Origin of the sequence: Lutibacter sp. HS1-25, from assembly GCF_004121075.1 — a bacterium.
In the GTDB taxonomy this organism is placed as follows: Bacteria; Bacteroidota; Bacteroidia; order Flavobacteriales; family Flavobacteriaceae; genus Lutibacter.
The window spans coordinates 1-15,139 of record NZ_RHLN01000035.1 but is presented as its reverse complement, the minus strand read 5'-3'; the positions used below and the strand labels follow the sequence as shown (position 1 = coordinate 15,139).

13 protein-coding genes, 1 tRNA gene and 2 rRNA genes are annotated in these 15,139 nt (G+C 32.6%); 3 read left to right on the top strand and 13 right to left on the bottom strand.

Translation table 11 applies throughout. The annotated features are described in order from the left end of the window. On the top strand, window positions 1–513 hold a 513-nt coding region (locus tag EC396_RS10975; RefSeq protein WP_164975250.1), incomplete at its 5' end, for a transposase. Window positions 514–758: 245 nt separating this feature from the next. Here EC396_RS10975 and EC396_RS10970 read toward each other — a convergent pair. From EC396_RS10970 to EC396_RS10935, 8 genes are all read right to left on the bottom strand, one after another. Further along, window positions 759–836: transfer RNA gene (locus EC396_RS10970), tRNA-Val, on the bottom strand. Window positions 837–953: 117 nt separating this feature from the next. After that, entirely contained in the window at window positions 954–1,757 is an 804-nt protein-coding gene (locus EC396_RS10965; protein ID WP_129366739.1) for a hypothetical protein, read from the bottom strand. A 269-nt stretch (window positions 1,758–2,026) separates the two neighbouring features. After that, a complete protein-coding gene (locus EC396_RS10960) occupies window positions 2,027–3,244 on the bottom strand; it encodes a folylpolyglutamate synthase/dihydrofolate synthase family protein (RefSeq protein ID WP_129366738.1) in 1,218 nt (405 codons plus the stop codon). Between the two features lie 6 nt (window positions 3,245–3,250). Next, window positions 3,251–4,096 carry an energy transducer TonB gene (locus EC396_RS10955; RefSeq protein WP_129366737.1) on the bottom strand — a complete coding sequence of 282 codons (846 nt, stop codon included), beginning with the start codon at window positions 4,094–4,096 and terminating at the stop codon, window positions 3,251–3,253. A 6-nt stretch (window positions 4,097–4,102) separates the two neighbouring features. Next, window positions 4,103–4,495, bottom strand: coding sequence for a biopolymer transporter ExbD (locus tag EC396_RS10950; protein WP_129366736.1), 393 nt, complete (start codon window positions 4,493–4,495; stop codon window positions 4,103–4,105). A 93-nt stretch (window positions 4,496–4,588) separates the two neighbouring features. Beyond that, window positions 4,589–5,281 (bottom strand): MotA/TolQ/ExbB proton channel family protein, encoded by a 693-nt coding sequence (locus EC396_RS10945; RefSeq protein WP_129366735.1) that lies wholly within the window; start codon window positions 5,279–5,281, stop codon window positions 4,589–4,591. A 102-nt stretch (window positions 5,282–5,383) separates the two neighbouring features. After that, the gene (nhaD, locus tag EC396_RS10940) at window positions 5,384–6,751 is read right to left on the bottom strand and encodes a sodium:proton antiporter NhaD (RefSeq protein ID WP_129366734.1); all 1,368 of its coding nucleotides are present in this window, start codon (window positions 6,749–6,751) and stop codon (window positions 5,384–5,386) included. Between the two features lie 74 nt (window positions 6,752–6,825). Then, a complete protein-coding gene (locus tag EC396_RS10935) occupies window positions 6,826–7,899 on the bottom strand; it encodes an anhydro-N-acetylmuramic acid kinase (RefSeq protein ID WP_129366733.1) in 1,074 nt (357 codons plus the stop codon). A gap of 103 nt (window positions 7,900–8,002) precedes the next feature. On the opposite strand from EC396_RS10935, the gene EC396_RS10930 reads away from it, so the two are divergent. After that, entirely contained in the window at window positions 8,003–9,145 is a 1,143-nt protein-coding gene (locus EC396_RS10930; protein WP_129366732.1) for an acyl-CoA dehydrogenase, read from the top strand. 139 nt (window positions 9,146–9,284) lie between these two features. Beyond that, window positions 9,285–10,499 (top strand): IS256 family transposase, encoded by a 1,215-nt coding sequence (locus EC396_RS10925; protein WP_129366731.1) that lies wholly within the window; start codon window positions 9,285–9,287, stop codon window positions 10,497–10,499. Window positions 10,500–10,626: 127 nt separating this feature from the next. On the opposite strand, the gene EC396_RS10920 is transcribed toward EC396_RS10925, so the two are convergent. From EC396_RS10920 to EC396_RS10895, 5 genes are all read right to left on the bottom strand, one after another. Next, window positions 10,627–11,076 carry a LexA family transcriptional regulator gene (locus EC396_RS10920; protein WP_129366730.1) on the bottom strand — a complete coding sequence of 150 codons (450 nt, stop codon included), beginning with the start codon at window positions 11,074–11,076 and terminating at the stop codon, window positions 10,627–10,629. Continuing rightward, on the bottom strand, window positions 11,067–12,317 hold the full coding sequence (locus tag EC396_RS10915) for a Y-family DNA polymerase (protein WP_129366729.1): 1,251 nt from the start codon (window positions 12,315–12,317) through the stop codon (window positions 11,067–11,069). The genes EC396_RS10920 and EC396_RS10915 overlap by 10 nt, the downstream gene beginning before the upstream one ends. 97 nt (window positions 12,318–12,414) lie before the next feature. Next, window positions 12,415–12,843, bottom strand: a complete 429-nt coding sequence (locus EC396_RS10910) for a DUF6526 family protein (protein WP_129366728.1) — start codon at window positions 12,841–12,843, stop codon at window positions 12,415–12,417. 1,043 nt (window positions 12,844–13,886) lie between these two features. Then, window positions 13,887–13,997, bottom strand: a 5S ribosomal RNA gene (gene rrf / locus EC396_RS10900). Window positions 13,998–14,146: 149 nt separating this feature from the next. Further along, a 23S ribosomal RNA gene (locus EC396_RS10895) occupies window positions 14,147–15,139 on the bottom strand; the annotation flags it as partial.

Sequence of the window (15,139 nt, the reverse complement as noted above, 5' to 3'; positions counted from 1 at the left end):
AGATGGGACGCTATAGACCTAGAGAATGAACAGATAAAACTAGCAAAAGCAAAGAACAGCACATGCTCTCCCAAAGAGTTTAGCAACGGAGACACAAGAAAACAACTTTTGGCTAGAAGTAGGTACTTGCTATACAAAGCCCCCTCAAATTGGACAGAAAGCCAATACAGTAGAAGCAAAATATTGTTCGATCAATATCCTGATATAAAAATCGCTTTTGATCTTACTCAAGGACTAAGGAACATATTCAATACAGCCAAAACTATAGAAGTAGCATATACAAAGCTAGCACATTGGTATAAAGATGTAGAAAATACAGGTTTTAGAGCGTTCAATACAATTGCAAATACAATAACACTCAATTATAGGTCAATCCTAAACTATTTTATAAATAGAAGCACTAATGCTTCAGCTGAATCATTCAATGCTAAAATAAAAGCGTTTAGAACTCAATTTAGAGGAGTTAGAAACGTTGAGTTCTTCCTTTTTAGATTAACAACAATATTTGCATAAACACAACAATTGTTATTGATCCCTTTTTAGATTAACAACAATATTTGCATAAACACAACAATTGTTATTGATCCTTCTTCCTTTTTAGATTAACAACAATATTTGCATAAACACAACAATTGTTATTGATCCATTTAGGATCATTCTCAAAAGTTGTGGGATTTTGAATTTGATCCCATAAAAGTTACATATAAAAAACCCTATTAAAAACAAAAAATCCTACTATTTCTAGTAGGATTTTGATTTGGTGGGCGATGAGGGGTTCGAACCCCCGACCCCCTCGGTGTAAACGAGGTGCTCTGAACCAGCTGAGCTAATCGCCCTTAGCGGTGGCAAAGATACAACACATTTCGACTTACGCAAAACTTTTTTGAAGAAAATTTTACTTTTTTTTTGATAAAAAAAAGAAGTTATTCTAAATCAATACTTTAACAAAAAAATTATTTTGCCAAGGCAGGAACATTTTGGTAAATATAATCTCCATGGCCTGAAAATATCTTACTATACTCTTTAAAAAAGGCTTTTCTTTCTTCTTCATTTGGCCAATATGCTTCCTCTAATTTAGCATTTTCTTTAAAAGAGCTTTCAATATCACAAAATGATTCAAAAACAAATACCTCTAAAGCATCTAAACTATTTGCACCCCAATTGTGTCTGTAAGTATAATAACCTTTAACATACTGATTTTTCATAGTTATATTTTCAAAATATTCACCAAAACCATCTCCACCCTCACCGCGTTTATTTTTTTTCACATAATAAATTAGTGGTTCTTTAGAATCTGATTTAACTGGTTTTTTAAATCTTATTGATGCATAAATTTCATCACTATGTATTGGACCGTAATAACTTCTTTGCTTTTCAAAAAAAGCAGCTCTCTTTTCTTTATCTGGCCAAGCAGCTTCAATCAATTTTGCAGATACTTCACTTGCACTTTCAATGTCGTTCCAATTTTTATAAACCGAAACAAATAAAATTTCAGAATTGTCGGGCGTAAAATAATGTGTATAAAAGCCTGAGCCAATAATCAAATCGTTTTTCATAGTTACTTTTTCAAAAAACTCTTTTTCTGTCGCAAGCCAATCCGAATTGTCAATATCCAAGGATGCATTCCAATGCGCTGTTGTAACAACTAAATAAACTGGTTTAAATTCTTCATTTGGCGCATCCTGAGCAAAACTTTGAATTGAAAATAAAAAGATGAGTCCTGCGACTACAAACAATAATTTTTTTCTTGTTTTCATAATATTTGATTTTAATTAGTAATAGTAGCTAAAGGATAAATAATTCAAATACTTATAAAAGCATATAAATATCCAAATTTATTGAGGTTGAAATTGGGGGTAGATTATTTTAAAATAATGAGGTTAAATCTTGGTAATTAAAAGTAGGCTTACCAATAAAGTGCAATAATTTATTTTTTGAAATAAAAACGAATACCAATATAATGAAAAATTAGTTTATAATAACTTTTCTGATATAAAAAATTTAGATTAAAATTTAAAAAGAAGTCCTAAACAACTTCAGCAACAACAAAAGTACTCCCTCCAATAAAGATAAAATCTTTTTCTGAAGCCGACTTTAAAGCTTCTTTATAAGCCTCTTGTACAGAGCTGTATGTATTTCCTTTCAAATCAAATTCTTCAGATTTTTGCTGTAAAATTTGAGTAGCTAAACCACGTGGAATATTAGGTTTACAAAAATAATAATGCGCATTTTTAGGAAATAAAGGCAAAATTGAATTTAAATCTTTGTCGTTAACAACTCCAAAAACAAAGTGTAAATTTTCATAAACTTCTTGCTTAAGTTGCTCAAAAACATATTTTAAACCTTCTTTATTATGCCCCGTATCACAAATTACTTTTGGTGTATTGTTTAAAAGTTGCCATCTTCCTAAAAGCCCTGTATTTTTAACAACATTTTTTAAGCCTTGTTTACAGTTTTCTTCAGAAATTGAATAACCTTTTTCACTTAAAACCTCAATAGTTTGCAAAACGGTTTTAACATTGTTTATCTGATAAATTCCTTTTAAATCGGTTTCAAAATCTTCAGCATCCAAAACTTCAGCTAAATACATCGTTGCATTATTCTTATCAGCTATTTCTTCAAAAACCTGAAAAACTTCATCCTGATATTCGCCAATAACCACAGGGATATCTTTTTTAATAATCCCTCCTTTTTCAAATGCAATTTCAGGCAAAGTTTCACCCAAAAACTGCATATGATCAAATCCAATATTTGTAATTACAGCAACTTCAGGAGTAATAATATTAGTTGAATCTAATCTACCACCTAAACCCACTTCAACAATGGCTATATCAACTTTATGTTTTGCAAAACAATCAAAAGCCAATCCAACAGTCATTTCAAAAAAAGACAATTGATGGCTATTTAAAAAAGATTGATTGTTTGCTATAAAATCAACAACTTCTTCTTGTGAAATTTCGTTTCCATTAATTTTAACACGCTCTCTAAAGTCTTTTAAATGAGGTGATGTATACATACCTATTTTATAACCTGCTTCTTGTAAAATTGAGGCCAACATATGACTGGTAGAACCTTTGCCATTGGTACCTGCAACGTGAATTGATTTGAATTTTTTTTCAGGAAAATTAAGATGCTTTGAAAATGCCAGACTATTGGTTAAATCCTTTTTAAAAGCAGTATCACCTTGCCTTTGATACATTGGCAATTGTGAAAACATCCAGTTAAGCGTTTCTGTATAATTCATTAAAATTTATTGAGATAATGAAAATCTATATTTTATAGTTCCAACTTGTTTTGAAGGTGCCTTACTATCGGGTTGCCAGGTAGTTTTTAAAGCAGCTTCTTTGGCTTGTGCTAACAAACTAGGTGCTGTAGTTGTAGAACCTTTTACACCTGGAGTAGCTTTCGTTACACGTCCGTTTACATCAACTTCAATTTGAACAACTACCAACCCCTCTTCTTCGCCAATATAATTTGGTTTTGGTCTGCTGATAGGTTTTCTATTTCCAAGTTTATAATCGCCTCCACTTCCTGTGCCGCCATTTCCATAATAACCACTTGCATTTGGATCGCCGGTTATTTTACCTTTATCACCTGGCTTATTATCGTTTCCTTCACCACCGGTTGCAGTTCCATTTGCATTGTTAATACCACCCATTAAGGCATCTAATTTTTTTCTTTTTGCTGCTTCTTCCGCTTTTTGCTTTGCAATGGCATCTTGTTTTATTTTTTCTAAACGAGCTTCTTCATCTGCCTTTTTTTTAGCTTCTATCTGCTTTTTAATTGCAATCGCATCTTCTATATCTTGCGTTAAAACATCTTCCGTTTTTTTTGTGGTTGAAGGTGTAACTTCCTGCTGTTGAACAACTTCTTCCTGCTGCTTTACAACTTCCTGATTGGCAGCTTTTAGTGGCTCTGTAGGTTGAACATCTCCCATACCAACATCTGAAGTTCCAAAATTAACGGCTATCCCGTATTCTTCTGGCGGATCTAAATAAGTCATCCCAACAAAAAAAATAGCCACCAATAACAAAGCCATAATTAAGGTTGTTATTGTTGCAGATTTTCTTTTATGATTGGTATCTAAAAATTTCACAATTAATTATTTAGGTCGAACAGCTAAAATTACTTTGTATTTGTTTCTATTGGCAATATCCATTACTACAACAGCTTTTTCAATAGGCACTCCTTCTTCAGCACGTAAAATAATAGTAGGATTGTCTTGACCTTCTAAAGTTGAAAGTAAATTTTGCTCTAACAACTCTTCTTTAATCTCATTGTTATCAATAAAATATGCCAAATTTTTAGTAATTGTTACCGAAGTAGACTTTTTATTTTCTGTTTTTCCACTTGCTTTTGGCAACAAAATATCCAAAGCACTTGTAGTAACTAATGTTGAAGTAATCATAAAAAATATAAGCAACAAAAAAACAATATCAGTCATAGACGACATATTGAAATTTGGATTTACTTTATTTCTCCCTCTTATATCCATAAAATTTTTATTGAATTGTAGAATTGTTTAAATATTGATATTGATTTTTAAAACACGTTTAAACAATTCAACCTTTAAACAAATAAACATTAATTATATAGGCTCGTTTAACAGGTCTAAAAATTCAACCGATTTGGCCTCCATCTCATAAACCACCTTATTACTTCTCACTACTAAATGGTTGTATTGTACATAAGCAATAATACCAACTATTAAACCAGCAACAGTTGTTGTCATTGCTGTATACAAACCGTCTGACAACATTTTGATATCAATTTGTCCTCCTGCATTTGCAATTTCGTGTATCGCCACAATCATACCCACTACGGTTCCTAAAAACCCAAGCATTGGCGCTGCTCCTGCAATAGTTGCCAGCACACTAACATTTTTTTCTAACTTATAAATCTCCAATCTTCCTGCATTTTCAATAGCTGTATGAATATCTGCCAAAGGCTTTCCAATTCTTGATATTCCTTTCTCAACCAATCGGGCAACAGGCGAGCTTGCCTGAGCACATAAATTTTTAGCGGCATCTAATTTTCCATTAGAGACATAATCTCTAATTTGATTCATAAAGTTACTATCTGTTTTAGAAGCTGCATTTATTGCAAAAATACGTTCAAAATAAATGTAAAGTGATACCGCTAATAATATTACTAAAAGAGCAATAATAATTTGACCTCCAATACCACCATCCATAATTAATTTGTAAATAGAAAGTGTTTTTTCTTCTGAAACAACTTCACTTATTACTTCTACTGAATCCTGTAAAACAGTTAAAAACATAGATATATTTTTTTATTTAATTTATAAACGAAATTAATGATTGAAAATTGTAAATAGTATTTTTAAATTAAAAAAACCGAGAATAACTCGGTTTAATTTATATTAAAAGTTTCTTATTAACATAAACGCTACTGCACCAACCACAAACCCAATTGCCGCTAGCCAAGCGATATTTTTAAAGTACCAAAAAAAGTTAATTTTTTCCATTCCCATAGCAACTACACCTGCTGCACTACCAATAATTAACATACTACCTCCTGTACCTGCAGAATAAGCAACAAAATGCCATAAGTGACTATCTATAGGCTCTTGGAACATTCCCATACTTGCTGCAACTAATGGTACGTTATCTACAACTGCAGAACCTATACCTAATAACATAATTACAACATCTGTATTTGGAATAATTTCTTTTAAATGTTCTGCACCAATAAATAACATTCCTAAAGATTCTAAAGCAGCAACTGCCATTAAAATTCCAAAGAAAAACAAAACACTTGGTAATTCTATTTTTGACAATGATTTATGAACTGGGCTGTGAAACCCTTCTGAATCATCACCCTCAGTCTCAATAGCACTTGATATACTAAACTGTGATCTACTGTAAATTTCGGCAAAAATTGCAACTACAGATAAAGACAACATCATACCAACATAAGGTGGTAAATGAGTAATTGTTTTAAAAATAGGTACAAAAATAATTGCAGATAAACCTAAATACAACATTGTTGGGCCATATTTACTTTTAGTTGCATTTGCATCTTCTGATTCAACAATTTTTAAATCTCCTTGAAAAGGTTTCATAAATGATGCTATAAGTACTGGCACACCAACACATAACAAAGACGGTATAACTAAATATTCCATTAATTTGGCTGAAGTAACTTTATTACCAATCCATAACATTGTAGTAGTAACATCACCAATTGGAGACCAAGCACCACCTGCATTTGCCGCAATAATAATTAAACCAGCAAACCATAAACGGGTATCTCTATCGTCAATAATTTTTTGTAAAATAGTGATTAAAACTATAGTAGCCGTTAAATTGTCAATAATTGCAGATAAAATAAAAGCCAAGGCAGCAAAAATCCACAATAATTTTTTCTTGTTTTTTGTTTTTATATAATTTTTAAAAGTTGCAAAACCATCAAAATAATCTATAATTTCAACAATAGTCATAGCACCTAATAAGAAAAACAATATTTCAGCTGTTTTTCCTAAATGATGTAACAATGTTTCTTCTAATAAATGATGCTTTTCTTCACTTGTAAAATTAGAAAAACCATCAATTAAAGCATGTGCACCTGAATCGAACCAACTTGTAAAATTATCAATTCCAAAAGAAACCATCGCCCAAATTACAGCCATCATAGCCAATGCAGGAATCAGTTTGTCTAATTTCAAATTATGTTCTAATGTAATGGCTAAATAGCCTAAAATAAAAATTATTATAATAATGGTTTCCATATGAAAAATTAAGTTAATTAAAGTTTACAAAGGTTTAATATTTTTTTTTGCAAACTCAACAAATATAATAAAACTTATTTGCCATTGACAAAGATTTTTCCAGAACTATGATCTTTTATTGCACCAGTCACGCTACTTAAACAATTTACTTCATTTTCAGACCTTAAAACGCCCAATAAGGCAAAAATTAAGGCTTCTTTAAAGTTCACTATTTCATTGTTTGGAATAATAATTTCGTTGTTGGTTTGTTTTTTTAATTCATTTATTAAAAAAGTATTGAAAGCACCACCACCAGTAATCAATACTTTTGAAGTTTTTTTATTATTAAAACAATTAGCAATTTGGGTTACAATATGAGCAACAAAAGTTCGTAAAACAGTTTCAACAGGTAAATTAAACTGATCAATCATAGGAAAAACAGTTTCTTTTACAAACTCAAATCCTAAAGATTTTGGCAAGGCTGCTTTATAAAATGGAATATTGTTTAACTCATTTAATAAATCTTTATTAATAGTTCCAGTACTGGCAATTTTACCGCAATCATCATAAGCAAAACCCAATAAATTGGTGTAATGGTTCATTACAATATTGGTTGGACAAATATCAAAAGCAATACGTTTATCAGCTAATTCGTATGAAATATTTGCAAAACCACCCAAATTTAAACAATAATCGTAAGCAGAAAAAAGTAACTTATCGCCAACAGGAACCAACGGCGCTCCTTGTCCGCCAAGTGCAACATCCTGCGTTCTAAAATCACATATAACTTTTAAACCTGTAACATCACTTATTGCCTGACCATCACCAATTTGAAGTGTATATCCTTCGTTTGGCTTATGAAAAATAGTATGCCCATGAGAAGCTATAAAATCTACTTTTTTAATTTTATGCTTTGTCAAAAAATCGTTCACAACTTCACCTAAATAATTACCATACGCTATATTCAATTTTTCAATTTCTTCTTTTGGAGCATTAAAAGCATTTCGCAAATTATTTTCCCATATCGTATCATATTTAACGGTATCTGTCACAATTAAATTGAAATTATAAATATCATTTTCTTTTGAAATACGAGTATAAACAATATCAATTCCATCTAAAGAAGTTCCAGACATTAAACCAATAACATTCCAACTTTTAACAATCATTCTTTTTAAATTTAAAAAACCGTTTGCATATTTAATAAAAATAATCTTAGAAAAGAGTTATATTTACTTAATTGTATATTTATAATCCTAACTTTTATCAATTATGAATTTTAATTTAACTGAAGAGCAATTAATGATTCGTGATGCAGCTCGTGATTTTGCAAACAACGAATTGTTACCAGGTGTAATTGAACGAGACGAAAAACAACAATTCCCTGCCGAACAGGTAAAAAAAATGGGGGAACTTGGATTTTTAGGAATGATGGTTGACCCTAAATATGGAGGTAGCGGTTTAGACACTGTTTCGTATGTTTTGGCTATGGAAGAAATTTCAAAAATTGACGCATCAGCTTCTGTTGTTATGTCGGTAAATAACTCATTGGTTTGTTGGGGATTAGAACATTTTGGAACCGAAGAACAAAAACAAAAATATTTAATTCCATTGGCTACAGGTCAAATAATTGGGGCTTTTTGTTTAAGTGAACCAGAAGCGGGTTCAGATGCTACTTCACAAAAAACAACAGCTATTGACAAAGGCGACCATTATTTATTAAACGGTACAAAAAACTGGATTACAAACGGAAATAGTGCAAGTGTATATTTGGTAATTGCTCAAACTGATGCAGAAAAAGGCGCTAAAGGTATAAATGCTTTTATTGTTGAAAAAGGAATGGATGGTTTTTTAATTGGAAATAAAGAAAATAAGTTAGGCATTAGAGGATCTGACACACATTCTTTAATGTTTACCGATGTAAAAGTCCCTAAAGAAAATAGAATTGGCGAAGACGGATTTGGATTTAAATTCGCCATGAAAACATTGGCTGGTGGTAGAATCGGTATTGCTTCTCAAGCATTAGGAATTGCTTCTGGAGCATACGAATTGGCTTTAAAATATTCAAAACAACGAAAATCTTTTGGAAAAGAAATCAGCAAACACCAAGCAATTGCCTTTAAATTAGCTGATATGGAAACACAAATTGAAGCCGCTCGCCTACTATGTTTAAAAGCTGCCTGGGAAAAAGATCAAAAACTAAATTATGATTTAAGTAGCGCAAAAGCAAAATTATTTGCCGCAGAAACTGCTATGCAAGTTACCATAGAAGCAGTTCAAATACATGGCGGTTATGGTTTTGTAAAAGAATACCATGTAGAACGATTGATGCGTGATGCCAAAATAACTCAGATTTACGAAGGCACTTCTGAAATTCAGAAAATTGTAATTTCAAGAAGTATTTTAAGCGATTAAATAATTTTATTGGGGGTAATGTCCTGTCAAGTGTGTAAATAGAAAAGTTATTCTGAAATATTTTGCTCTTTAAAAAGCAAAAAATATTTCGGAAATAACTTTTGAAGTAATTAACTTTAACTTTTAAACACACACTTCGATGACAAAAGAAGAATTATTAAACGGAGAATTTTTAAAACAATTTAAAGATTCTAAAGATTTTGGCAACTTTATGGATACGCTTTATAAACGAGGCGTTGAAACAATGTTACAAGGTGAGATTGAAGCTCATTTAGGGTATTCAAAAAACCAAAAACGTCTAGACTCTGGCAATTCTCGCAATGGTTACGGGAAAAAAACAATCAAAACAGCGCAAGGTGAATTTGACATCTCGGTTCCAAGAGACCGTAATGCTGAATTTGAACCCCAAATAGTACCCAAAAGAAGCACTTTATCGGAAGGTATTGAAAGCCTGATTGTATCGCTGTATGCCAAAGGAATGAGCAACTCAGATATTGAAGGACAACTCAATGAACTTTATGGTTTTAACGTCTCAACTTCTACCATCTCAGTAGTTACAGATAAAATCACTGGAGACATCATCGCCTGGCAAAATAGACCTCTAGAGAGTGTTTACTTAATTGTTTGGATGGATGCAGTAGTTTTCAAAGTTAGAGAAAACTCAAGGGTTGTGAATAAAGCCATTTATTTAGCTGTAGGACTTCGTGGAGATGGGAAAAAGGAAGTATTGGGTATGTGGCTTGGAAAGAATGAAAGCGCTGCTTTTTGGATGTCGGTTTTAACAGATTTAAAAACCAGAGGTGTTCAGGATATTTTAATTACCGTTACTGATAATTTGAACGGATTTACCGATACAATTACACAGGTTTTCCCTGATTCAACAAAACAGATCTGTGTGGTACATCAAATCCGAAACTCTGCTAGATATGTAGTTTGGAAAGATAAAAAAGAGTTTACCAAAGACTTGAAGTATATCTATACTGCTCCAAATCAACAAGCAGCAAGAGCTGCATTAGAAGACTTTAAATTAAAATGGAATGGTAAATACTCTTATGCTGTAGATTCGTGGTATAAAAATTGGGATGAACTCACTGCTTTTCTAGATTTTCCTGTAGAAATAAGACGCATTATTTACACTACAAATCTTATTGAAAACTTAAATGGAAAGATTAGAAAATATACCAAAAATAAACTGTCATTTCCAACGGATGAAGCTGTGAAAAAATCAGTGTATTTGGCCCTTGGTGAGGTCACAAAAAAATGGACAATGCCTATTCATAACTGGGGACTAATTTTAAACCAATTTATGACTATATTTGAAAATAGGGTTCAACTTGATAAAATTGAACCCTAAAAATATGTTTACACACTTTACGGGATAGTGTCTTATTGGGCGTGCCGGCAATAAAAATTGCCGTCGCGTCTTCCGCTATATCTTTTGCTAAAAAAAGCAAAAGGATGCCGCTTCAACCGCTAACGCATTACACCTTTTTAATCACATAGGTAACTATACCCCAAATAATTAGCTCGTTCTCTTCCGTTACTTTTATAGGCTTAAATGTTTTATTTTCAGGCATTAAAAACACACAATCTTTTTCAACTTTCAATCTCTTAACAGTAAATTCACCATCTATCATACAAACTGCAATTTTGCCATTTCTAGTTTCAATACTTCTGTCAATTACCAATAAATCGCCATCTTCAATATTCGCATCAATCATAGAGTTTCCTCTAACACGCGCATAAAAAGTAGCATTTTCATTCTTCACCAATTCTTTATCCAAACTAATGCGTAATTCTTTAAAATCTTCCGCAGGAGAAGGAAATCCAGCCGAAATATTTTCTGTTACAATCGGTCTTTCTATAAACTGCGATGTATCCGCAATAAAAATTGTCAAATTTTGTATCTCCTTTATTTTCTTTAAACGCATTTTACTTCAATTATTTCATCAATGGCTGTTGTGTATCTTGGCGATAAATATTCTTGTTTCATTTTCCAGGTTTTATCTAAATCCTGATTGGCAATTTTAATTTTAGGCGAACGGTATTTTAAATTCATAGCATCAATCACTTTCATAATTAACTTATGTTTTGGTTGCTCATCTTCAAATAACGAAAACTGATGTAGTTTTTCAGGCTTTATGCCCATTACAATTACACCCGATTTTTTATAATTAAAACCATTTTTATACAATTGCTGCAAACCTTTAACAGCAAAACTACAAATGGTAATGCTAGAATTTGTGGCGTATGGCAAATGTACAACTACCCCAACGTTTCTTTGTACTTCAGCGTAGCTACTGGTTCTCAAAAAAACATACAAACTAGTACATTCAGATCGTTGCTTTCTTAATTTTTCAGCACAGGAATTTGCAAACGTTGCAATACGCTCTTTAATTGGCTCGTAATCTCTTATTGCTTTTTCAAAAGTACGCGTAGTTGCTATATTTTGTTTGTCTTTTACCTGCTCAAAACCTATTGTTTGTATTCCCGATAAATCTTGTTTCAATCGCAAACCAACAACCGAAAATTGTTTCCTTACATACTCATCGGGCAATAAGGTAAAATCATAAGCTGTATAAATATTTTGTGATTTTAACTTTTTTGAAATACGCCTCCCAATTCCCCAAACATTTTCAACTTTTGTCCATTTTAAAGCTTTTATCCGTTTTTCTTCAGTTGAAATAACATAAACACCTTTTGTTTGCTCATACTTTTTAGCAATTTTATTTGCAACTTTAGACAGTGATTTTGTAGGTGCAACGCCAATACTTACAGGTATGCCAACCCATTTTTCAATGGTAGTTTTAATATTTAAAACATAAGCATTTAAATCTTCTTCTTTAATACCATCTAACTTAAAAAATGCTTCATCAATAGAATACACCTCAATATCACGAGAAAAATTTGATAAAATATTCATTACCCTTGTACTTAAATCGCCATATAAAGAGTAATTAGATGAAAATACATGAATTTGATGCTCTTTAAAAATCGTTTTGTATTTAAAAGCCTCTGCTCCCATAGGCACAAAAGGTTTTGCTTCACTACTTCGCGCAATTACACAACCATCATTATTAGATAAAACTACAATAGGTTTTCCTATCAAATGTGGCTTAAAAACACGTTCGCACGACGCATAAAAACTATTACAATCTAAAATGGCATACATTTTATAAAATTAAGAAGATTATTTTCAGAAAATAGTTAAAATAAAAAAATCCTCATATTTGAAATGAGGATTTTGAATACTTATTTACAAACCACATTTAAACCCTATAAGTATCTGGTTTCCAATTTTTAATCGCCAATTTAATTTCTTTTTCTGATAGATTTTCTTTTATTGCTTTATCAACCAAAGCTGGAAATTCATCATCTGGTGCAAATCTCAAGCCTATAATTTGACGAGTTGTTAATTTAGTACTCATTCGTTTAGAGGTTAGTATAAAATATCTCAATTTTTCTTCAGCCCTAATTGCTCTGTCTTGTGCTTTTAGTGCAAAGCTTCTTAAATAAAAAAACAAAAGCAATAAAATAATGGATACCAAAACAAGTAACGAGGCCAAATATAAATTATCTGCTGATGAATTGATTAAATTTCTAATTGAACCTATCAGCAATAAAAGAATTGCTAAAAAAGTAAAACCATGAAAACCCAGTACCATTCTTGCATGGTTTTTATAAGTTTGTTGTTTCATAATATATTTTTAAGTTAGTTTCAGTAAATATAGCTATTTTAAAAAATATTTGAACTAAAAAATATTTTTAGCATTTGCATTTGGGCGTTACCCGCAAGGGGTCGTGCTTTCCGCTATATCTTTTTTACAATTTCACTATGTTACATTGTAAAAAAGGATGCCGCTGCAATCACTAACGCATTTAAACAATTGATAATTCACAATTGACAATTGATAATTGATAATGAACAATTAATAGTGAATAGTGAAAAATGAATAATTGAAGTCTGATTTTTGATAATTTACAATTGACAATTGATAATTCGTAATTCGTAATTAATAATTGATAATTCGTAATTGATAATGGATAATTGACAATTGACAATTGATAATGAACAATTAATAATGAATAGTGAAAAATGAATAATTCGTAATTCGTAATTGATAATTGATAATTGATAATTGAAGTTTGAAGTTTGAAGTTTGTTATTAAATATAAATCACAACATATCAGATACTAACAAATAAAAACACATTGTCATTTTGTAACTTTATATAACCTAAAATTTAATTTTAACAAAATTAAACGCTTCAAATCTTATAAGTTGAGATGACGCAGACACACAAAGTTGGACGCTACCAATTGATAATTGATAATTGATAATTGACAATTGATAATTTGTAATTCGTAATTGATAATTGATAATTGACAATTCGTAATTTACAATTGATAACCCGCTCCCGCGCGAATCCTTTCGCGTGGCTCTACTAGTTTTTGAATTATAGATATTTTTTAGGTAATCACAGACACACTTTTTTGGACGGTATCGGATGGTATCGTTATTAATAGACGAAGACACACAAAGTTGGACGCTACCGTTATACAATTGATAATTGATAATTGACAATTGACAATTGATAATTGATAATTGACAATTCGTAATTGATAATTGATAATTGAAAATTGATAATTCGTAATTCGTAATTTACAATTGACAAAACCTTTGGGTAAAAAAAAGGATAAAAAAAAACCTTCAATAATTTAATATTGAAGGTTTTCAAAAGAAAGGCGGCGACATACTCTCCCACCATAATGGCAGTACCATCTGCGCTGATAGGCTTAACTTCTCTGTTCGGGATGGGAAGAGGTGAGCCCTATCGCTATAACCACCTTAAGGGTTTAGTTTAAAGTTTTGAGTTTAAAGTTCTAAGTTTTTCACTTTTCAACTTTTGACTTTTCAACTTTACACTGCAGCCTTCGCTGCTTATGAGTTAACATACTGAAAAAATAATATCTTATAAATCAATTTTTAATAAAAAAGTTCGCATAAAAGCCTATGGGTTATTAGTACTACTCGGCTATGACATTACTGCCGTTACACCTATAGCCTATCAACGTGGTGATCTCCCACGACCCTTTAAAGAAATCTCATCTTGTGGTGGGTTTCGCGCTTATATGCTTTCAGCGCTTATCCCTTCCCGACGTAGCTACCCAGCAATGCTCCTGGCGGAACAACTGGTACACCAGAGGTCAGTCCAACACGGTCCTCTCGTACTAGTGTCAGATCCACGCAAATTTCTAACGCCCGCTACAGATAGAGACCGAACTGTCTCACGACGTTCTGAACCCAGCTCGCGTGCCACTTTAATGGGCGAACAGCCCAACCCTTGGGACCTTCTCCAGCCCCAGGATGTGACGAGCCGACATCGAGGTGCCAAACCCCCCCGTCGATATGAGCTCTTGGGGGAGATCAGCCTGTTATCCCCGGCGTACCTTTTATCCTTTGAGCGATGGCCCTTCCATGCGGAACCACCGGATCACTATGCTCTACTTTCGTACCTGATCGACCTGTATGTCTCTCAGTCAAGCTCCCTTATGCCATTGCACTCTACGCACGGTTACCAAGCGTGCTGAGGGAACCTTTAGAAGCCTCCGTTACTCTTTTGGAGGCGACCACCCCAGTCAAACTACCCACCAAGCACTGTCCCCATCACTGGGTTAGACTCTAGATAAGCAAAGGGTGGTATTTCAACGATGACTCCACAACGCCTAGCGACGCCGCTTCAAAGTCTCCCACCTATCCTACACATTACTTATCCAAAACCAATACTAAGCTATAGTAAAGGTGCACGGGGTCTTTTCGTCCCGTAGCGGGTAATCGGCATCTTCACCGATACTACAATTTCACCGAGCTCATGGCTGAGACAGTGTCCAGATCGTTGCACCATTCGTGCAGGTCGGAACTTACCCGACAAGGAATTTCGCTACCTTAGGACCGTTATAGTTACGGCCGCCGTTTACTGGGGCTTCATTTCA